This window comes from Paenibacillus hubeiensis (assembly GCF_032334105.1).
GTDB classification, from domain to species: domain Bacteria; phylum Bacillota; class Bacilli; order Paenibacillales; family Paenibacillaceae; genus Paenibacillus; species Paenibacillus hubeiensis.
On record NZ_JAVYAE020000002.1, the window covers coordinates 624,959 to 645,105 of the forward strand.

Sequence of the window (20,147 nt, forward strand, 5' to 3'; positions counted from 1 at the left end):
TGCAACCGATTATTTAAGCAGCATGGATCAAAGCCGCCCTCAGGGTGGCTTTTTGGCTTTTGCTGCCTTTGGCGCATCTTCAGCAATGCTGAAAGAGATTGTTCTGCATGTACTTTGTATACAAAGATGTACATTTTTGCATACTACATCCTAACCGCCAGCCAGAAGGAGGCGTATTCCGTGATTCAGAAGTTGAAAAAATGGCTGTTTAAACAGCCGGAACGCCCCCATAGCAGTGGTGGAAAGCGTGGTTCGAACGATCGACGGCAAACGCCGGACGTATCGAAGCCGCTAAGCTGTGCACTTAAAGACAATATGACCATGCTGAATCAGCGAATGGGACATAGCTCTGATTTTGTTCTTCGCAGCTGGAATAACCGCCATGGCAACCCGTCCTTGGCCGTAGGTTACATCGAAGGCCTGATCGATCAGCAGCTTCTTACGAGAATAGTGGAAGATCTCGCTAATGATATCCGAAATGAAGCCATCTCCGACCTGCATGACGTAACGTGGCTGAAGGATCATATCACCATAGGGAGTGTAACCTGCATCAACAACGATCAAGGCTTGATTGATGCCATTCTGAACGGAGAGGTGGCCTTCATCATCGAAGGAAGCTCCAGGGCTTTTGCCGTCTCGATCAGCGGAGGATCTAAAAGGTCGGTCGAGGAGCCGACGTCCCAGACGGTGCTGAGGGGACCCAAAGAGGGATTTACCGAAGATATTTCTACCAATATCGCGCTCCTTCGAAGAAAGATCAAATCGACCGAGCTCCGTATTGAATCCCGCAGCTTGGGTGCCTATACGCAGACAAGGGTATCGGTCGTATATATTCAGGGAATCGCGGATCCGGATGTGGTTCAGGAAATTTCCAAACGATTGGATTCCATCGATACCGACAGCATCCTTGAGAGTGGATATATCGAGGAGTTCATCCAGGATGGGGTGTGGACACCGTTTCCCACCCTGAATAACACCGAACGTCCCGATGCCGTAGCGGGCGGCTTGCTTGAAGGCCAGGTCGCCATAATGGTTGACGGGACTCCATTTGTGCTCATAGCCCCTATTACCTTTTTTCGATTTATCGTATCAAGCGAGGACTATTACCAGCGGTACGATCTCGCAAGCTTTCTTCGAGTGATTCGGATGGCTGCCTTTTTCCTGGCCTTGCTGCTGCCTTCGGTTTACATTGCAACCACGACGTTTCACCAGGAGATGCTGCCGACCACGCTGCTGATCAGTTTGGCCGCGCAGCGCGAGGCCACGCCTCTGCCGACACTGTTCGAAGCCATCATTATGGAGCTGACTTTCGAGGTCATCCGCGAAGCCGGAGTCCGAATGCCGCGGGCGATCGGGCCGGCCATCTCCATCGTTGGGGCGTTGGTGCTTGGACAAGCCGCTGTCCAGGCAGGGCTGGTGTCCGCTGCCATGGTTATCGTGGTATCATTCACCGCCATCTCGAACTTTGTGCTGCCTGCCATCAACATGGCCGGCTCCATCCGCTTGCTCCGATTTGTGCTGATGCTGTTGGCCGGCTCTTTTGGATTATATGGCGTATTGGCAGGGCTTGTACCTATTCTCGTTCGTTTGGTAGCGTTGGAGTCGTTCGGCGTTCCTTACATGATGCCGCTCGCACCGTTCAATAGGAGCAACATGAAAGACCTGTTTGTACGAGCGCCTTGGTGGAAGATGAAAAAACGGCCGGTGATGATTGGCGACGTCAATCCGGTAAGGCAGGCCACGGAACAGGAATCCTATGCGGAACAGGCGGGGGAACACGGTCGGGACCCAATGGCATAAGGAGGAACGGATGTTGCATCAATTCGGCAGGTTTATTATGGTCCTGGCTGCCTTGTTCGGTTTAACGGGCTGTTGGAACCGGATCGAGCTCAACGAGCTGTGGGTAACTTCAGCAACGGGACTTGATATGATGGAGGATGGCTCGTGGATGGTATCCTATCAGGTCATTATCCCGTCGGCCATTGCAAGCGGAACCGGAGGAGGATCTGGAGGACCTTCCCAACTCGCATCACATGTCATTTCGGTAAAAGGAAAAACCTATAATCAGGCTTTGTCGAACAGCAATCTGGAGACATCGCGACGGATCTACATTTCGCATAATCGCGTGGTGTATGTTGGAAAAAGAGCGGCGGAGGCAGGCATGGACCGTCTGATCGATTTTTACCTGCGCAATACCGAGGCTAGGGAAATGGTAGCTTTGGTCGTGACGGAGGGGTCTGCTTCAGATACTTTGAAAAAACTCATGCCGCCCGAAAAGCTCCCTGGTGCCGGGATGGCTGATTTGATCGATAAGGAAAGCGATATCCTGTCCGTCTTTCCTAAAACAAGGATTTATGATTTCGCTTTAAGCATGAATTCCGATTCCAAGTCCATTGGAGTGCCGGTTGCCGAATTGACCGGGGAGGTAACCCGCAAAAACGAAGAGGAAGCCGAAAATATGGATGTCTTCAAAAAGACCTCAACTCCGCTCAGGCTGACTCTAACCAAATTGGCGTTGTTTCATGAAGGAAAACTCAAAGGATTCCTGAACAGGGATGAAAGTTTGGGCTTATCTTATTTGGCGCAAAAGGTGAAGAATACCCAAATTAGTTTCCCTTGCGGCGACCAGTCCGAGATGTACACGTCGTTCAGGGCAGACAACGCCAAAGTCAAATTAACCCCCCGCAAAACCGGATTCCATTACACGATGGAGATTGCGGTCAAACTTACCGGGGGACTGATCGAAACCACATGCGACAAAGATATCTCCAAAATGAAGACCATCCATGAGATGGAAACGGAGATCGAAAAAGAAGTTGAACGGACGATTCAAGAAGGCTGGACCAGGCTTCAAGAGCTTGGCGTGGACGCAGCGGGATTCGCTGACCGGATTCATCGCAAATACCCGAAGGAGTGGAAAACAGTGAAAAGCGAGTGGGGGCGGGAATTTAAAAAGATGGAATTGGATGTTCGGGTGGATGCGCAAATTCGGCGCCCGGGGCTTCTGCAGAAGCATATCGGGAGCAAATCCTAACCTTGTTGGAGGAGCGAAAAAGGATGAGTAAAACCGTTACCCGTGTATCCGGATTGGTCATGGCCTTCTCTTTGTTTCAGGTTGGCAGTACAACACTATTCCTATTGGGAGGCGATGCAAAGCAGGATGCGTGGCTGGCCATGATGATCGGGGCCATCGCCGGCTTCATTCTGCTGCTGATGTACCTGACCATTCACCGCCTTGAACCGGAGCTGGATTTATTCGAGATGTTCCGCCATTATTGGGGAAGATGGATGGGAAGTCTGGCGGGACTCGGGTTCATCGGTTACTTTACATATGAGTCATCCCGAACGATCAGGGATATGGGGGAGCTCGGAACCTTGACATTGCTGAACAGAACCCCAACCGGGATCGTTACTTTAATTGCGTTAATCGTCTGCGCCGATGTGGTGCGGTTCGGTCCAAGAGTCTGGTTTCTTCTTTGCCATATATGGGTGCTGCTCATGGTTTTGGGTTATGGCAGTATTATGCTGCTGATTCCTTTTACGGGGCTTTTGCATTTTGAATTTTTTTTCCCGTGTTGGAGAACGGCTTCATGCCCGTAGTGAAGGCAGCCATACCCGAAATTATGTCCTTTCCCTTCGGGCAGACGGTACTTTTCTTAACTCTGTTTAAACTTATTGCGGATAAACGTAAGCTGAAGCGGTGGATCGTTATCGTATACTGGATTACGGCCATTTTCCTTATAGTCGTTAATGAGCTTTCCATCCTTGTGCTGGGCCCGGAGTTGGCTGCATCCAGCACCTATCCGTTATTCGAGGTAACGCAGCTTATACAGGTGCCCAAGGTGTTTGAACGGGCAGACGTCCTGTTTACCATGATATTGTTTATTGGAATCGGGATCAAAACGGCGGGGTTTTTGTTCGGTGCCGTCATCGGCATGCAAACGGTCACCCCTTTCAGATACAAGCCTGCCCTCCTTTTCCTGAGCATTATCATATACGGTCTGACGTTTATTTCACCCCGATTTACCGAATTTGTATGGTTCGGTCTCCATGTGGCCTTGAATAGAATCTGGCCGATCTTCCAGGTTGCGCTTCCGCTCCTCCTGTTCTTGACGATGCTGCTCCGCAAGAACAAGAAAAAGACTTCCGGCTAATGCGGTCAATGTACTCCACAATGAATTAGGTGTCCGGAGTTTACGTTATACGTTGTCTTTTAGAGAGCGATCAGGAAGCTCCATAACGCGAGCGGTAAACGACTGAATTATTCAGCCGGGAAACGAGTTGGCATCGGATTGAATTCAGCTGCCTTAGTGTAAAGACAAATCTATCGGGAACATATACCATTATCGTAAAAGGAAAAAGAGGTTCGGGTTACAGTGTACCTGTGTCTCATAATATTAATGGTTCAATGAAAGAGAGGCTGGCCGATGATATACATTGGCTAGCTTTTTTGTGAAAAATCAATCTATGAACCCATTGTATTTTACATAATAACAACAAAATGTAGGTCTTATTTAAATCCACTCAAAAATATGGCCCGTTCGGGCCCAATAATGAACCTTTTAAAAGGCATGTTGTCAGCGGTGTTTGCTACCTTTTGAACTTGCCGATAATCCCTATGCCGCTTTCTTGGACTGTTGCTGCAGAATATGTTTAAATTTAAACATTACCGCTTAGCTCGCCCCAAACTGAAATTGTCCCCAGTTGGTGTTACGTATATATTTCAGTTTTTCAATCGCCTTTATGATTAGATATCAAAACTTTAGGAGGATGAAAAATGAAGGTCAAACGAATTGTTGCAAATGTTGAAGCGCAAGACATTTCCAAAGCCTCGTATTTTTACGGGGAAATCCTTGGACTTCATCAATTAATGGATATGGGATTTATTACAACATACGGTTCGAACGAGAAAATGGACACTCAGGTTAGTTTTCTATTAGAAGGAGGCTCTGGAACACCTGTGCCTGATCTGTCAATTGAGGTTGATGATCTTGATGATGCGTTAAGTCGTATAAAAGAAGCAGGAATTCCAATTGAGTATGGACCAACTGAGGAGCCATGGGGAGTTCGGCGTTTTTTTGTTAGAGACCCATTCGGGAAACTTATCAATATTCTTATCCATCTTTAAATAATAAATTGAGAAAATAGTTGCATGATATAAACGTGTCGGATGACAAAAAGATTGCCCATTGAAAGCTGCTGGGAACTGACTACCCGGTAGAAGTGTAGATGCAGACTATTGAAATGAGATTAGCAGGTATCTCGACCAAAGATGTCGAGGTACAAGAACATATTCCCATTAAAGTCGCTATTTTAGCGGCTTATTTATGTTATCGGTACAAGTTCTATTGCCGGAAAGAACAAGAACATAGTCTGATTGCCGATTAGGTGGGGATCTAAATAAAAACCGGTGAAGTTAAAGCCTCTGAATGAAATGTCTCGTTTTGGTTCAATAAAACGTTGGATAGACTCCGCCTGAATTTATATAACCACTCCAAACGGTATGCTAATAGCTTAGAAATAATAATTTTAACAACATAATTTGATGAATCAAATAAAATTCAATAAAAAATGTAATTTGACAGCGCTTTAATGAACATCTGGGATGAACATTTGGTTTACAAAATAAAGAAGGGTAATTAGCTCATCTTAAATAAAACTGGTCATTTTCGAGTGGATTGATAGAATTTTGTGCAAATGTAAAAATAAAATGAATCATATAACCAAAAATATATATATTTAAGTAAAAAAATATTTTGACAAATGCACGAAGATGGATTATTTTGTTAATAAGGGATGCATATTTCAGGTACACTAAGAAGTTACCAGCACGCATTCCAATAAGATCCTAAATAACCTAAAAGGAGAGTGAATAACATTAAGAAAATTCATTTATCGGGTGAGATGAGTGGCAGAAAAGAACCAGAGAATAGTTTTTGCGAAAATAAATACAGGCCCCAATTACATTATTCGCCGAAGGAAAATTGGATGAACGATCCTAACGGCATGGTTTACTATGAAGGAGAATATCACCTTTTCTACCAACATACACCTCATGATACCCAGCCTGACTTTGGCAAAATGCATTGGGGGCATGCGGTAAGCAAGGATTTAGTGCATTGGGAGGAACTTCCACCGGCTATTTTTCCTGAAGAAGATGGAGCGATCTTCTCGGGGAGTGCGGTGGTGGACAAAAACAATACAAGTGGATTTTTCAACAAGGATGGATCAGGATTAGTTGCTATCTATACTAATGATGGCAACAGTGCTCAGCCAGGAAAACCGCAGGTACAAAGCATCGCTTACAGCAGGGATAAAGGTCGAACCTGGACAAAATATGAAGGCAACCCGGTTTTATTCCCAATGAAAACGCTAGATTTTCGTGATCCGAAGGTATTCTGGCATGATGAATCCTCAATGTGGATAATGGTTCTTGCTGTAAGAGACCGTGTCGAATTTTACACGTCCTCAAATCTTAAGGAATGGTCTTTTGCAAGCGAGTTCGGTTCCGATATTCCGGGTATTCACCGTGGGGTATTTGAGTGTCCCGATGTATTTCGAATCCAAGTAGCTGAGGATCCCAGTATTACGAAGTGGATTCTGACGCTAAGTGTCGGGGATCGAAATGGTGTGAATCCAAAGGATCCAGAGCCACCGGCTGGCGGTTCTGGCATGATGTATTTCATAGGGAGCTTTGACGGTAAGTCATTCACACCAGATGAAACATTGGAATCTTTGGATGCTATCAGATGGATCGATTACGGATCTGACTTTTACGCGGCCGTGACCTGGGATGGCATTCCGAACGAGGACGGACGAAAGATATGGATTGGATGGATGAACAATTGGCGGTATGCTTCCACTCTTCCTTCAAAGGAATGGCGTGGCAACATGTCCATTCCCCGGGAGATACAACTTAAGAGTTGTTCGGAGGGGCTCCGTTTAATTCAAGCACCTATAAGTGAGTTAAGCCAACTAAGGAAACCGATTTTATCACTGAAAGACTTGACGATTAAGCCAGGCAGCAACGTCTTGTCAGATATTTCTGCTGTAAAGGCAGAAATTATTGCGGAATTTGAAATCGGTACTGCCGTAGAATTTGGGTTCAAGGTGCGAAAGTCTTCCAATCAGGAGACGATCATTGGATATAATGTCTTGAATGAGGAGTTGTTTGTCGATCGGACGAAGTCGAACGCTATTGATTTTCATCCCGATTTTGCTGCAAAACACAAGGCCTTTATGAAGTCAGAGCATGAACAGATACAGTTGAGCATTTACGTGGATTGGTCTAGTGTAGAGGTCTTCGGCAATAAAGGAAAAACAATCGTTTCAGACATGATTTTCCCCGACTTGGAAAGTAGGGGGCTAGAACTCTATGCTCTTGGCGGAGAACTAAAGGTCGTGTCACTTCAAATCAATGATCTGGCAAGCATTTGGGAAAATTAAATTCTTTACCCAAGGGGGTGCCTAATTGCGATCCAATATATTACCGATGAAGTATCCGGCTATAACCTCGTGGCAGTGGCAGGCAAATATGTTTGCCGTCTTAGCCAATTACTCACAGGCTAAACCATGGATTATGACACATTTCATTCCGCTCCAACTCACCTTGAATAAGGGAAGCACTTACGTGGACTTCTACCGCACTCCCTCCTTTGAATTTTGTCCTTGGTTTCTTCGCCAACATTTAAGTCGTCAGTTGATCCGGCACTTCAACAAGGATATATGCACTTTTTTGATGGACTGTATTGACATGAATAACTATATTTATGTGCTTCTAGATCAATCACAGTTTTTGGATACTAAAGATTTTTTCTCACATGATTCATTTATTTTTGGTTATGACGAGGAGCGGGGGATATTTCATATCGCCGACTTTACGTTTAATAGTAAATACTCGTTTGCAGAAATCACATTTGAGCAAATGAAGCGCGCCTACGAGGGAATCGATAACGATGGAGATTGGCTGTATGCGGGGAAGGGAGGTCTTTCTCTGTTACAGTACAACGACCGAGCTGCGTATGACTTTAATCTAAACTATGTTATCGAGCAACTTGAGGACTTTTTGAATGGTGGAAGTCCCTCCGACAAATACAGGGAGTTGGGTTATATGACAAATCCATGTGTGTGGGGGATTAATGTTTATGAGGAGCTGATTTTGGAGACGAACCGCATACGCACTGGACAAAATGCGGAAGATAGACGCCCGTTTCAGGTCATCTATGATCACAAAATCTTGATGTTGGAGCGAATTGACTTCATGGATCAAGCTGGTCTTCTAGAGGAAGGTAAGCAGCTCAAGGTTTGCTATCAGTCGATTGCCGACGATGCTCTTATGGCGCGAAACTTGATCATCAAATATTCTCTAACGAAAAACAAGGATAACCTCATGAAAGTGGAAGTGCTAATTAGGCGTATTCAAGCCTGTGAGCGTGAGGCAATGGAACTTATGATCCGCAACTTGAGCCTCGTGTCAAACATGAATCCAACGGGCAAAGAGGGGGTGGTCTGAAATTGGAAAATCAACCATGTGTGGAACGCATCCAAAACCTTATTCATCAGAAACTATCTGACTACGACAAACAACGAATAAACGATAATACGCTACTTAAAGAGGTATGGATCCAAATGGATTCTATGCAGTTGATTACATTCGTCGTGGAGCTCGAAACCGAATTCGGGCTCGAGCTGCCGGACGAACTGGTAGGGAACATGACAGACAGTCATCTAACAGTTGGCGATCTGGCTGAGCTTATACAAAGTTCCCAGGAACGCGTGTAGCAAGCGGTACTTGGTCAGGTACACTCATAGCATGCAGACGGAAGCAGTATGTGTTTGGATCGAGCTGAAGCCCTGGCGGGCGGCACGAACGGGCATGTTGAATCACTTGTTTAAGCATCCCCCGCCGGGAGTGCCATAATAGACGGATCTGGGAGCGGTATGCCAGAATAGCGGCCGTCTTCTGCTTCAAACTGCATTTGGGGAGCGAAATGTAGACCGGATGTAAGTTCTGCGCTAAATCAATTTCCCATTGCATATCTTGACCATAGTTTAAATACGGCAGATCTTCGTAGTAAATCAAACGGGCAGAGACTTCCGAATCACTAATACGTCGTACAGCTTGTTCGGCCGCAATCCGCACGATGCCGTGATCCACATGTCTTCCGATTGCAAGCGGAATATAAATATGGTCGTAGTCTGTAAGACAGAGGCGCGTTGAAAGCACCTTTGTTGCCTCAGAAATCACGTCCTGCTCAGTCTCGTAGTCACTATGGAACAAATCGTCCAGCTTTTTATATGAGGGGGCTCCGCTGGTATCCTTGCGATAGATACATTCCTGCAGGTCCAAATGAATCGTGTCTACACCGAGTAGGTCGCATGCACTAACGTCCTCTTCCCGGCGTACTTTCATCACGTCGGAGCTGAGCCCAAACTTTTTGTGCAGAATGCGAGCAAGTAGGGATAGATCTGTGCCAGCACCAGTGAAAACAGTTGCTACGGTCACATGATGGCCAGCACGAACAAGCGAATCGATATAATCGCCGCAAGAAATAATAGCATCATCCAGATGGGCGGAAACAAACAGGTATTGGTGATTCAAGGTTGAAATCCTCCTTGTGACATTAATTGAAATATATAACTATTATACCATTTATTTAAATTAACTGTGTGAAAATTATACACATTCGAGTCTAAAACTAGTTGAAAGGATGACGTTTATGTTTGAAACATTAAAAAATATCATTGCAACTGTGCGCGAGGATGACTCACTTCGTGAAACTCTCACACTGGAGAGCGACCTGATTAACGACGTCGAATTAGATTCCCTTCAGATGATAACGTTTATTCTCGGCGTTGAAGATGCTTTCGGGGTGGAGATCGTATACGAGGACCTGGACCTGACTTGCCTGCGCTCAATAGGTGCCTTTATGGCATTCCTGAACGGCATGAATCAAGAGGTCGGGTAGTATGTTGTTTGCCGGCACCTTTGATTCGGAAACCTATTGGCGTGAAGAAGGGAACAGTAGGTTGCCCTTTATTCCTGATCCGTCGCGGTCGCGGATCGTAATGGCTATGGATGAATTGTTGGTTTCCTTATGCGGCCCGGAGGATACACTGTTGACCCGTTTTGCGATGGATGAGGCGCACAAGGATTATTTGGCGCACATCGGCTTTCGTTTTACACAGCTTAGCGCGGGTGTCCCAATCCATGAGTCAAATCTATTTCGCGCTCTGTACGAAGTTCCGGAGACCGACGAGCGGTTGAAACGGTTCCGCGAACTGACTCCCTTTTCGGTTGTACCTTACGTCCATGAACTGATCGACAGGTACAACTATTCAAGCAGGCTGCCCGCGCTCACAGACGTTAGACGGGTGAATTCCAAGTTGTATTCTGCCGATCTTGCTAAAAGACTGCTTGGTAGCTCTTACAGCCAACCTGTGTTCAGCGCGGATGAATTGGCTGCAGCAGGACGGGGGATTTTGGAGCGGACGGAGGGAGTACTGATCAAGGATCCCTTTGGCGTGGCTGGTAAAGGCAACATGCTTTTTAAAACCTTGGCTTCCCTGGAGCGTGTAGTCTGCTACTTGCGTAAACAAGAGCAAAACGGGTCCTCGACGGCTTTTCTCGTTGAGCCGTTCCTTGATGTGGAATATGATTTTTCTTGTCAATTCTCGATTGATGCATTCGGGTCTTTTCGGATCGTCGGCCTGCAACGAATCCTCAACCGACAGTTTGCGTACATGGGATCGCAAGAGATGGAGGAGGCGCATGTCGATTCGCTTATACAGAACGGTTATTTTGATGTTATAGAGAAGCTTGCTTCCTCGCTGTATAAAGATGGTTACTTCGGCCATGTTTGCGTTGACTCTATGATACTGAAGGACGGCACACTGGTACCGATTGTAGAGATCAACGCTCGTCAATCGATGGGATTGATCAGCCATTATCTGGGTCGGCGGCTCGATAATGGGGAGCACGGAATATTTACGTTTCGATCGGTAGGTAGTCGACACCGATTCGATTACGGGCAGTGGTTGCGGCAGCTGAAGTCTGACGGCATTTTATACCCTAATGATACCGGCGAGGGCATCGTCCCGCTTTCCCCGGCGTGTTTGTTTGCTGGCTATGGTGAATCGGATTACCCACAGAAGTTAAGTGAAGGCAGTTTCATCAAGGGCAGGCTCTATCTGTTTGTTATCGCGCGAGATGTGCAGGAGCAGAAAAGTTTGATCGCCAGGGTAAGGGAACGTTTTGAAGTCCAGGGAGGCAAATGGTATGGATAGTCATCTAAAGCCTTGTGTCACTATACTCGGATCCGGTAACTCACTAGGTGTGTACATGCCCGCCGTGCAGCTAGGCATTCACTTGGACCGTTCTGGCATTTCGAACGAAGTCTGTGTGCTCGAAAATGTATATCTCGACGGTGTCAAGAATAAGGTGCCGGCTTATCGTAAGGCCTTTCATGATAATTTCGCCATCGCCCGAAAGAGTGTGGAATTGGCTCGCGATATTTCGGATTGCCTGGATCCCGTTAAGGTACAGCTACTGCTGGAAGATTGGTCCCGTAAGCGCCGGACGTCGTTCGTTGCGTTAACTGGGTTCTGGATCCCGATTTTGGAACAATATGAACGGTTTGTTGGAACTCAGCTCGATGTCGACATGCTCCATCTCGATGCTTCGCTTTCGCCATCTTATTTGGTCTATGGATCTCGAAGCGAGCGCTATAACCATATTTGGTTTTACGAACCGACCAAGAAGCGCTTTGAATTACAACTTCCGATGACGGACGAAGCACCGATCCCGTTTCGCCAGCGGGAAAAGAGGATGGTGGCTCATGGTGGCGGCTGGGGAATCGGGACTTACCCGCAGGCTGTTCGAGACCTGCTTGAAGGCGGTATGGAGCTGGATGTTGTGGCTTATTTTGACGAGGATATCCAGCCTGATGCCCGCATTTGCTACTATCGGAACGACCCCACGTGGAGCCCGTGGCTGAGGAATAGACTGGGGAAATTCGGTTTTCCTCCAATGGCTAAGATTCAACATGGAGAGATGCCCATTTACTTAGACAGCGGAACTGTTCCCCTGCTATTTGAACGAATACGACGATGCGCAGCCGTTATCAGTAAGCCGGGTGGCTATTCCTTGATGGAATCATTCGCCGCTGCGACGCCTATGGTTTTTCTAGAGCCCTTTGGAAGGCACGAAACAGCCAATGCTGATTATTGGATTAAGCAAGGCTTCGGCGTTTTCTTTGAGGATTGGAAAACGCAGGGATTCGACATTGAAATATTGGAACGGGCTCATGGTAACCTACTAAACGCCCGCGAGTATTGCAAAACTTATGGAGGTGTAAATGATGCAGCCAAAAACGACTCGGAAGTTCGATGAGCGTGTGTTTAACGACCTGAAACGTACCATTATGAATATGTCCCGGGTCAGTCGGCTTCGAGCTACCGATAGTCGCTATGCTATGGAGATCCCGGAAGATATCGGGATCAAGCTGAACAACGGATGCAACTTGCGTTGCAAGCATTGCTACGAGTGGAACGCGGACGGCTTTCACTGGGACATGTCCAAGGAGGAGCAAGGTAAAGAAATCGATGTCGCGTTGGTCGATAAACTCCTTGCCTTTACCCATGAGAAGAAATCGAAAGTTTATCTTTGGGGCGGAGAGCCGTTATACCATAGCAAGTTCGATGAGATTGCGAGTCTGCTGGAACGCGATCAGCGGACGACGACGATTTGTACAAACGCGATTCTTCTGGAGGAAAAGTTAGATTCACTGCTCAAGATCGGTGAGGGACTTGTCGTGCTAGCCAGCCTGGAAGGCTTCGAGGCTGAGAACGACGCGATTCGGGGCAGAGGGACCTACAAGAAGGTGGTCAGTGCCATAGAACGTCTGCTGGAGTTGCAGCGGAAGGGCATTTTTAAGGGCAGAGTATCGGTCAGCTTGACGATGAATGATCTCATGATTCCAAAAATGTTTGATTTTATGAAGTTCTTCGAGGAGCTTGGCGTGGACTCGGTGTACTTTGTATACCCGTGGTATATCGCACCGGAGTCGGCATCGGAGATGGACGACTTCTTCATCAGGGAGTTTGACTGGATGGATCCAATCCGTCAGGGCGGCTGCAGTTGGCATTCATTCACTTATCGCCTTTCTGGCGACAAGGTGGGTGCGCTCAAGGAGGAGGTTCGCCGCGTCTCTGAGCACACATGGGGAAGCAGGGTTCGCTTTTTGCCTGCGTTAGAGCAAGACGAGATAGAGGATTTTATCAATGGCGTCCAAATAACTGGGATGAATAAGAAAGAATGCTTAGCGATCTCCACCCGTATGGACGTTTTGCCAAGCGGGAGCGTCACTCCTTGCAAGTTCTTTCCTGAGATGGCGGTCGGCAACATCCGCGATGTGGATGTCAAGGAGGTTTGGCACGGGGAGAATTTCGCCAAACACCGCGAGGTATTAGCTTGTGGACTGATGCCGGTCTGTTCCCGTTGCGGGTTGCTCTATCATTACGGCCGGTAAACGTTCTTGGTCACCTTCTAAGTTCATTTTATTTGTTAAGGGGGAACGCAATTGACAGCGATCCATGTGATGCAGTTAGTTAAAAACTTCACCTATTACACAAAAGAAGTAGGGATGCTTCATTCCATTAAAAATCTCTTTTATCGACAAAGCTTGACCAAGGAAGCGGTGAAAAATATCTCCTTTTCGATCGAAGAGGGGGAGATGGTTGCCTTCCTCGGGCCTAATGGGGCAGGCAAAACGACGACGCTGAAAATGCTCTCCGGTATTTTACATCCAACTAGCGGCGAGCTTATCGTACTGGGCTTCAAGCCTTACGAGCGAAATAAGGAATTCAAAAAGCAGTTCGCTATCGTAATGGGGCAGAAGAGCCAACTATGGGCTGACTTGCCTGCGGCGGAATCCATTTTGCTAAACAAATATATCTATCAGGTTGAAGATCGGCATTACAAACAAACACTGAACGAACTGATCGAACTGCTGGACGTCAAGCACATTATGAATGTTCAGGTAAGGCGTTTATCACTAGGTGAGCGTATGAAGATGGAGCTCCTTGCATCGCTTATTCATAAACCGAGGTTGCTTTTCCTGGATGAGCCGACGATCGGGCTCGATATTGTTACACAGAAAAAGGTACGGGAGTTTTTGAAGTATTACAATGAACAGCACAAGACAACGATTATTTTGACAAGTCATTACATGAAGGACATTGAGGATCTGTGCAAGCGGACGATTATTATCAATGATGGCAGGCTTGTCTTCGATGGGGATCTGAAGCGAATCGACGATGTCTTGAACGACACGAAAATTATACAGTTGAAATTTAAGCAATACGTAGCGGCTGGACAGCTGCAGTTGTACGGGAAGGTGCGCCAAGCGGACGGATTTCAGGCCACGCTGGAGATAAGTAAGGACCGCATTAGCATGGCTTCCAGGGATTTGCTTGCGCACTACCCGGTTGAAGATATTACGATCGAAGATATTCCCATCGAGGAAGTAGTTGTATCCTTGTATCAGCGGGATGATCGGGTATCCGGATGAGAGCCTTTCCCAAATACGTGCGCGTGTTCCAGTTAGGCGTTCAGTCTTCGCTCGAATATAGACTTGACTTTCTCTTTTCCTTGATCAGTGCATTCTTTCCGATTCTGATCCAATATTATATTTGGTCAGCGGTCTACGGAAGATCAGAATCGGAGTTTTTCGGATACACCTACGGCCAAATGATTTTATACACAATTACGGCAGCCATCGTGACGAAAATTGTGACAACGGATATAGGCCAAAACGTGGCCACCGAGATCAAGGATGGTGGGTTGAATAAATATTTGGTTCAACCGGTCAGTTTTTTCGCTCTAAAGCTATTCACGATGCTGGGGCAAAAGATTTTCTTTTTTTCAGTCATGCTATGTATCTTGCTGTTTACACTCGTTTACTTGACCGGAACTTATAGTATACGGATTCCGTTGACACACGTTTTACTCTTTACAGTGTCGATGGTCATGTCTTTGTTGTTAAACTTTCTCATCTCCTATACGCTCGCGGCTGTTGCCTTTATACTGTCTGAAATCTCCTATTTTTTTGAAATGACCGGCCTTTTTGTCATCATTTTAAGTGGTGGCGTCTTTCCGATTGAGGTGTTTGGTAAGACCATAAATACGATTCTAGACTACTTGCCATTCAAGTATACGATCCATTTTCCTGCGAATGTTATTAACGGCAGATTGTCCATGGATGAGGCAGTACAAGGAATTGGGATGCAATTTTTCTGGATGATCGCGCTGGTGGCCTTTTCGCGTCTCGTATGGCGCGCCGGAATGAAGAAGTATCTCGGATTGGGGGGCTGACCGGTGAGAGGATGGCTGGGGACGCTTCGAAATTACTTGATGATTTACTTTTTGTTCATTAAGAACTGCTTTATTGCTCAAATGGAATACCGGACGAACTTCATACTCGGGATTGCCGTGGAGCTCGCTTACTTGTTTGCAAAGCTGCTTTACGTCGTAGTAGTCTATGAGACGGACTTGCATATCGGATCGATCACGCCAGATGGCATCTTGATGTTTGTCGGTACATACACGATTATGACAGGGCTCTATTCTGGCCTGTTTTTTCCTAATTTCGTCCGGATACCCGAGTATATACGCAACGGGACTTTGGATCTGCTTATGGTTAAACCGATTTCCCTACAGTTTTTGGTTTCGCTTCGATATATCGATCTCGGGATGCCGATTCCGAATTTCTTCGCGGGTGGAACGATGGTTGTGATCAGTTGGAATGCATTAAGCATCCCGGTAACCGCATGGAATTTGCTCGCATTTTCATTATACTTGGGGACAGCGTTGATCATTACTTACTGCCTCATGTTTATACCAGCCTTGTTATCCTTCTGGCTTGTTAATACGGGAGGGCTGGCGGGGATTTTCTATTCCATCTGGGACGCCAATAATATGCCAATGCCGATCTATTCACGCTTTATCCAACGAGTCGGCGTGTACGTGTTGCCCTTTCTTGTCATTACAAATTTTGCCCCTATGATGGTGATGGATCAGTTGACACCTGCTTTAGCGGTATGGGGCGTCACCGTACCAATCGTGCTCCTTCTAATCGTTCGCTTCGTTTGGAGTCGGGCAATACGTAGTTATAACAGTGCAAGCGGTTGAGGGAAAACAAACTTTAATTAAGGAGGCATGTCATGCATATGATTCGTTGGCCGGTAACCGGCATCGTCCTAGTATGTCCCTATTGCAAGTCAGAACTGCAAGAAGCGGATCAAGAGCTGCTGTGCCTGGACTGTACGGTCAGTTACTCCATAGGTGATGGCGGTGTTCCATTTATGCTGGGTGAACTACAGGGACATGACAGCAGGGATTCTGCTGCCTTAAAGAAGGGTGTCATGGAAATGTTCACTGCCTACAATCAATCCCTGAACGAGAGTGGCTTGTCCCGTTTCTCGACATTTATTAATTGGGGGTTCGCCTCGAATAGCAGTCAGGCTCCGGCTAGTGTCAATCGAAACTCTATCCGGCTTCTGCAGGAATGTTTGGATGGTCTGAATCTCGAGGATGCGAACATCTTGGAGGTAGCCTGTGGCAGGGGCGGAAGCGTGCGAGAGCTTTGTCGAAGTTATGGTGTAAGAAGCGTCGTTGGCTTAGATCTCACTGAAGCCAATATTGCATTTTGTCAATGGACTAACCGACACCCAAATGCTTATTTTTGTATCGGGGACGCCGAGAGGCTCCCTATCGGCTCGTCATGTTGTGACATGGTCCTCAACATGGAAGCGTCTGATCTATACCCATCGATTAAGTCCTTCTATGACGAGGTCTTTCGGGTGCTGAAGCCGGGCGGGACTTTCATTTATGCGGACGATTTGCCGACCTGGAAGTTTAACGATGGTGAACGATATTTGCTTGAACTGGGCTTCGAGCTGCTTATATCACGCGATATCACGGGGGAAGTTATGCTTTCAAGTGATCAGGTTCAAAAGAATCGCATAGCCGCTTTTGGATCTGAAGATCAGATGGACACTGCGATTTGGCACACAATGGGTGTGCCCGGCACGCCCTTGTACGATGAAATGAAAAGTGGGGCACGCCAGTACAAGATCATGCATTTCCGTAAGCGGGTTCATCACAATGTATGAGTATAACGTGACAATCGTCGACTATTCCGTCTATCTCCCGAAGTCACGTATCCATGTCAAGGAAGCGATTCAGCAGGTGAAGGCTGACGGCGTTAAATTTCGAAATAGCGATTCGGAATACTTGAACAAAGGCTTTGAGCTGGTTCCTATAGAAGAGGAACTTGATTTGGAACAGATGATTGCCACTGTGTGTAGGCCAATTCTACGCCGGGCTTTGCAAATGAATGTAAAGATCGCGGCGGTTATGTTTGCTAGTGTAACGAATAATGAAAACGGGGAACGGAATCTTTTTGATTCCCTAGCCGATGAATTTTCCCTTGAGGCTGTCCCATTCATCCCCTTGGAGGAATATGCCTGTTCCACGATGCATTTATCGTTGTACCTGGCGTCGAACTACTTCATGGTCCCGCATCAGCAAGGTGAAGGAATTTTGTTCATCACTGCCGACAGGGCTATGAATTCTTATGAACGGAGCGATACGTTCATGGTGTTCGGTGACGGCGCGAGTGCTGCCTTATACATGAAGGGGCAGCGTCAAGGACAGCAGACAATTGCTTCGGCAATGAGAGTCGACGGCCTGGTATACGATTTGGATCCAGATCGTATCCAATTATATTACTCAACGTTTTATTTAGGGGTCAGACAGGCAGTGAGAGCAGCATTAAGCGAGTGCGGTATTCACATTGGTCAGATCGCCTTGATCTTTTGCACCAATTTGGGGATGCACGTATGGAGTATGTTGGCTCAAGTGCTGAAGGTGCCCCTGGAACGTTTCTACAATCTAACCCTCTCCAAGGACGGACATATTCACAACACCGATATCCTAAATAATATCGATCACGCTATCCGTTCAGGTTTTTTGAAGGAAGGGGACTTGTATATGACGGTTTCGATTGGCTTCGGTGGCTATTACGGTTGTGCGATTCATCGGTATGGTAAGAAGGTGAACGAGTTATGTATTTGACATTTCATCATGCAGAAAAAGCGTGGGGGGTAGATATGCCATGGGGACGGATAACCGATCTAATTGAAGCGAATAGGGAATGGATCGCAGGAATTGACTTGCTCTGTTACTGTCATCAGACGGACTTTGAAACTGGTGTTAATAGCTGTGCTAAACTGAGACAAGAATTAGGGTTAAGTGGGGTTATGCCCATCTGCGTCGGGCAGTCCGGCAGCCTATCTCTCTCTAATGCATTAACAGTATTAGACTGGATGTTCAGTAGCGGTACAAAAAATCATGCTCTTTGCGTTATTGCAGATTCGTTCATTCCAGATCATATGGACAAGCAAGGGGGTTGCTTTAGTATGAGCGCACTGATCGGTGTATCAACTATGGCCGGTGATTATCGAGTTGAAAGCTGCCGTAAACTTCCGGGCAGCCGAGTTAGAGTTGGAGTGAAAAGCGCAGTTGAACCGATTCTAAAGCTTGGGCTGCACCAATCGGAGTTTACAAGCGATCTGGAAATGGAAGTTATCACGTTCGATGCAGGAGTCTTCGGCGCAAGCCAATTAAAGTTGCGACGAACATAATTCCCAGCGCGCGAGCAGCCATTTGAAATGCGTCCGGTTTCCGTAAGAACTCGTGCTTAATTATTGAACCATGCGGTTTGGGCGCCGAATCACAGACATCGGGCCTTGGCGATTTATTTAATGAGTCCAAGTAGGATAAAAAATGATTTACACTAGGCCGTACCCCTGCATCTGTATAACGATGTAAGGGGTATTTTTTTGTCTATTTAGCCACATTGACAAAATAAATTAACTCGTGTTAATTTATTTACTGTGGTTAATATTAAGGAGGTGCAATCGCTATGAGCCGGGATATCCCATTAAGGGAATTAAAAAAAGCCAAGAACAAAATTGCGCTGTATGAAGCGGGATTATCCTTAATGAAGGATCGGATGTTCAGCCAGGTCATGATTGAGGATATCTGCAAGAGAGCTGAAATATCCAAGGTCACTTTTTTCAAGTTTTATCAACGTAAAGAGGATCTCCTTATTTATTTTATGCGGGTTTGGCTCACTGAACGGATAATCGAAATCGAACAGGAAGGTAAAAAAGGATTTCATGCATTCCGCCATTTGCTGTCCGAGGTCGCTAAGGAGTATCAATTAAGACCGGGAATGATGCCGAGTTTGATCTCTTTTCTCGCAGAACAGAACATGCAGCCTTGCATGCCTGAGCTGAGTCGGGCTGAAGTATCGCTGCTCTTTCCGGGCCAAGAGGAAGCAGGAAGTCAATCGCCTAATATGTTTGTTTTATTCGAACAGTTCATGAGGGATGAACAGCAAGCTGGGAAGCTCCATTACACTCTTACCTTGGAACAAGCTGTACAGATCTGTTTCACCATTTTTTATGGTGCGTTCCTGACGGCTCAATTGTACAATTCTACGGATATCGGTCGCTTCTATGAAACGCATATGGGTTTGCTTGAAATAAAGGAGAAGGAGTGAATAAGCATGGGTAACGTGATTGCAGGTCGGTATACCGCACATATGGAGGGTTCCTTCGTTGTGTTCGTGATTGGTTTTCGGATTAACAAGTGGTGGGCGGTACATAAATGGCTGCCTGTTATGAATGCCATGTCCCCGATGCTTCAGGAACTGTACCGGAACAAAGAGGAGCTCGGGTTCATGGAAGGTTCCTATCACTTTTCTGGACGGGGACTTACACTCATTCAATATTGGAGAAGCTTTGAACACTTGGAGCACTATGCCCGACACGGAGCTAACCATTTGAAGGCATGGAGGGATTTCAACCGCAAAATTGGAACAGGAGGAGATGTAGGTATTTTTCACGAAACCTATCTGGTCCCAGAAGGGCAATATGAATGCATGTACAACAATATGCCGACGTTTGGTTTGGCAAAAGCGGGAACTCACGTCCCGGCAACGGGTCGTAGAGAAACGGCAAGCCGGCGGCTTGGCCGCGATGGAGAACCCGCTGTGCCTACACCTCCAAATCCATAGTCA

At 46.6% G+C, this 20,147-nt stretch carries 19 protein-coding genes and 1 pseudogene; 19 read left to right on the forward strand and 1 reads right to left on the reverse strand.

Going from position 1 to position 20,147, the window contains the following annotated elements; all coding sequences use genetic code 11:
• Positions 1-180 precede the first annotated feature (180 nt).
• From RSX24_RS09360 to RSX24_RS09390, 7 genes and pseudogenes are all read left to right on the forward strand, one after another.
• Positions 181-1,800: a spore germination protein gene (locus tag RSX24_RS09360; RefSeq protein ID WP_343260380.1), complete on the forward strand. Its 1,620-nt coding sequence runs from the start codon at positions 181-183 to the stop codon at positions 1,798-1,800.
• Positions 1,801-1,810: 10 nt separating this feature from the next.
• Entirely contained in the window at positions 1,811-3,034 is a 1,224-nt protein-coding gene (locus RSX24_RS09365) for a Ger(x)C family spore germination protein (protein WP_343260381.1), read from the forward strand.
• 59 nt (positions 3,035-3,093) lie between these two features.
• Positions 3,094-4,154 (forward strand): annotated as a pseudogene (locus RSX24_RS09370) (GerAB/ArcD/ProY family transporter).
• A 623-nt stretch (positions 4,155-4,777) separates the two neighbouring features.
• Entirely contained in the window at positions 4,778-5,128 is a 351-nt protein-coding gene (locus RSX24_RS09375; RefSeq protein ID WP_236412722.1) for a VOC family protein, read from the forward strand.
• Between the two features lie 740 nt (positions 5,129-5,868).
• Positions 5,869-7,446 carry a glycoside hydrolase family 32 protein gene (locus RSX24_RS09380; RefSeq protein ID WP_236412723.1) on the forward strand — a complete coding sequence of 526 codons (1,578 nt, stop codon included), beginning with the start codon at positions 5,869-5,871 and terminating at the stop codon, positions 7,444-7,446.
• 25 nt (positions 7,447-7,471) lie between these two features.
• On the forward strand, positions 7,472-8,512 hold the full coding sequence (locus RSX24_RS09385; RefSeq protein WP_236412724.1) for a hypothetical protein: 1,041 nt from the start codon (positions 7,472-7,474) through the stop codon (positions 8,510-8,512).
• A gap of 20 nt (positions 8,513-8,532) precedes the next feature.
• Complete coding sequence (locus RSX24_RS09390) at positions 8,533-8,781, forward strand: acyl carrier protein (protein ID WP_236412965.1); 249 nt, start codon at positions 8,533-8,535, stop codon at positions 8,779-8,781.
• Here the strand turns inward: RSX24_RS09390 and RSX24_RS09395 are convergent.
• Positions 8,753-9,601, reverse strand: a complete 849-nt coding sequence (locus RSX24_RS09395) for a PIG-L deacetylase family protein (protein ID WP_343260382.1) — start codon at positions 9,599-9,601, stop codon at positions 8,753-8,755. The genes RSX24_RS09390 and RSX24_RS09395 overlap by 29 nt on opposite strands.
• 118 nt (positions 9,602-9,719) lie before the next feature.
• Between RSX24_RS09395 and RSX24_RS09400 the strand changes: the two genes are divergently transcribed.
• The 12 genes from RSX24_RS09400 to RSX24_RS09455 all read left to right on the forward strand — a co-directional run bounded on the left by RSX24_RS09400 (position 9,720) and on the right by RSX24_RS09455 (position 20,144).
• On the forward strand, positions 9,720-9,968 hold the full coding sequence (locus RSX24_RS09400) for an acyl carrier protein (RefSeq protein ID WP_236412728.1): 249 nt from the start codon (positions 9,720-9,722) through the stop codon (positions 9,966-9,968).
• Position 9,969: 1 nt separating this feature from the next.
• Positions 9,970-11,286 (forward strand): ATP-grasp domain-containing protein, encoded by a 1,317-nt coding sequence (locus tag RSX24_RS09405; protein WP_236412729.1) that lies wholly within the window; start codon positions 9,970-9,972, stop codon positions 11,284-11,286.
• The gene (locus RSX24_RS09410) at positions 11,279-12,391 is read left to right on the forward strand and encodes a glycosyltransferase family protein (RefSeq protein ID WP_236412730.1); all 1,113 of its coding nucleotides are present in this window, start codon (positions 11,279-11,281) and stop codon (positions 12,389-12,391) included. Before RSX24_RS09405 ends, RSX24_RS09410 begins: the two co-directional genes overlap by 8 nt.
• Entirely contained in the window at positions 12,357-13,529 is a 1,173-nt protein-coding gene (locus RSX24_RS09415) for a radical SAM protein (protein WP_236412731.1), read from the forward strand. The genes RSX24_RS09410 and RSX24_RS09415 overlap by 35 nt, the downstream gene beginning before the upstream one ends.
• A gap of 51 nt (positions 13,530-13,580) precedes the next feature.
• Entirely contained in the window at positions 13,581-14,570 is a 990-nt protein-coding gene (locus tag RSX24_RS09420) for an ABC transporter ATP-binding protein (protein ID WP_236412732.1), read from the forward strand.
• Positions 14,567-15,373, forward strand: coding sequence for an ABC transporter permease (locus tag RSX24_RS09425; protein ID WP_236412733.1), 807 nt, complete (start codon positions 14,567-14,569; stop codon positions 15,371-15,373). Before RSX24_RS09420 ends, RSX24_RS09425 begins: the two co-directional genes overlap by 4 nt.
• A 3-nt stretch (positions 15,374-15,376) precedes the next feature.
• Positions 15,377-16,189: an ABC transporter permease gene (locus RSX24_RS09430; protein WP_236412734.1), complete on the forward strand. Its 813-nt coding sequence runs from the start codon at positions 15,377-15,379 to the stop codon at positions 16,187-16,189.
• Between the two features lie 32 nt (positions 16,190-16,221).
• Entirely contained in the window at positions 16,222-17,172 is a 951-nt protein-coding gene (locus tag RSX24_RS09435) for a methyltransferase domain-containing protein (RefSeq protein ID WP_236412735.1), read from the forward strand.
• A gap of 7 nt (positions 17,173-17,179) precedes the next feature.
• Positions 17,180-18,136: a 3-oxoacyl-[acyl-carrier-protein] synthase III C-terminal domain-containing protein gene (locus RSX24_RS09440; protein ID WP_343260383.1), complete on the forward strand. Its 957-nt coding sequence runs from the start codon at positions 17,180-17,182 to the stop codon at positions 18,134-18,136.
• Positions 18,127-18,705: a hypothetical protein gene (locus tag RSX24_RS09445; protein ID WP_236412738.1), complete on the forward strand. Its 579-nt coding sequence runs from the start codon at positions 18,127-18,129 to the stop codon at positions 18,703-18,705. The genes RSX24_RS09440 and RSX24_RS09445 overlap by 10 nt, the downstream gene beginning before the upstream one ends.
• A gap of 281 nt (positions 18,706-18,986) precedes the next feature.
• On the forward strand, positions 18,987-19,628 hold the full coding sequence (locus RSX24_RS09450) for a TetR/AcrR family transcriptional regulator (RefSeq protein WP_236412739.1): 642 nt from the start codon (positions 18,987-18,989) through the stop codon (positions 19,626-19,628).
• A gap of 6 nt (positions 19,629-19,634) precedes the next feature.
• Positions 19,635-20,144, forward strand: a complete 510-nt coding sequence (locus RSX24_RS09455; RefSeq protein ID WP_236412740.1) for a DUF4188 domain-containing protein — start codon at positions 19,635-19,637, stop codon at positions 20,142-20,144.
• Positions 20,145-20,147 lie beyond the last annotated feature (3 nt).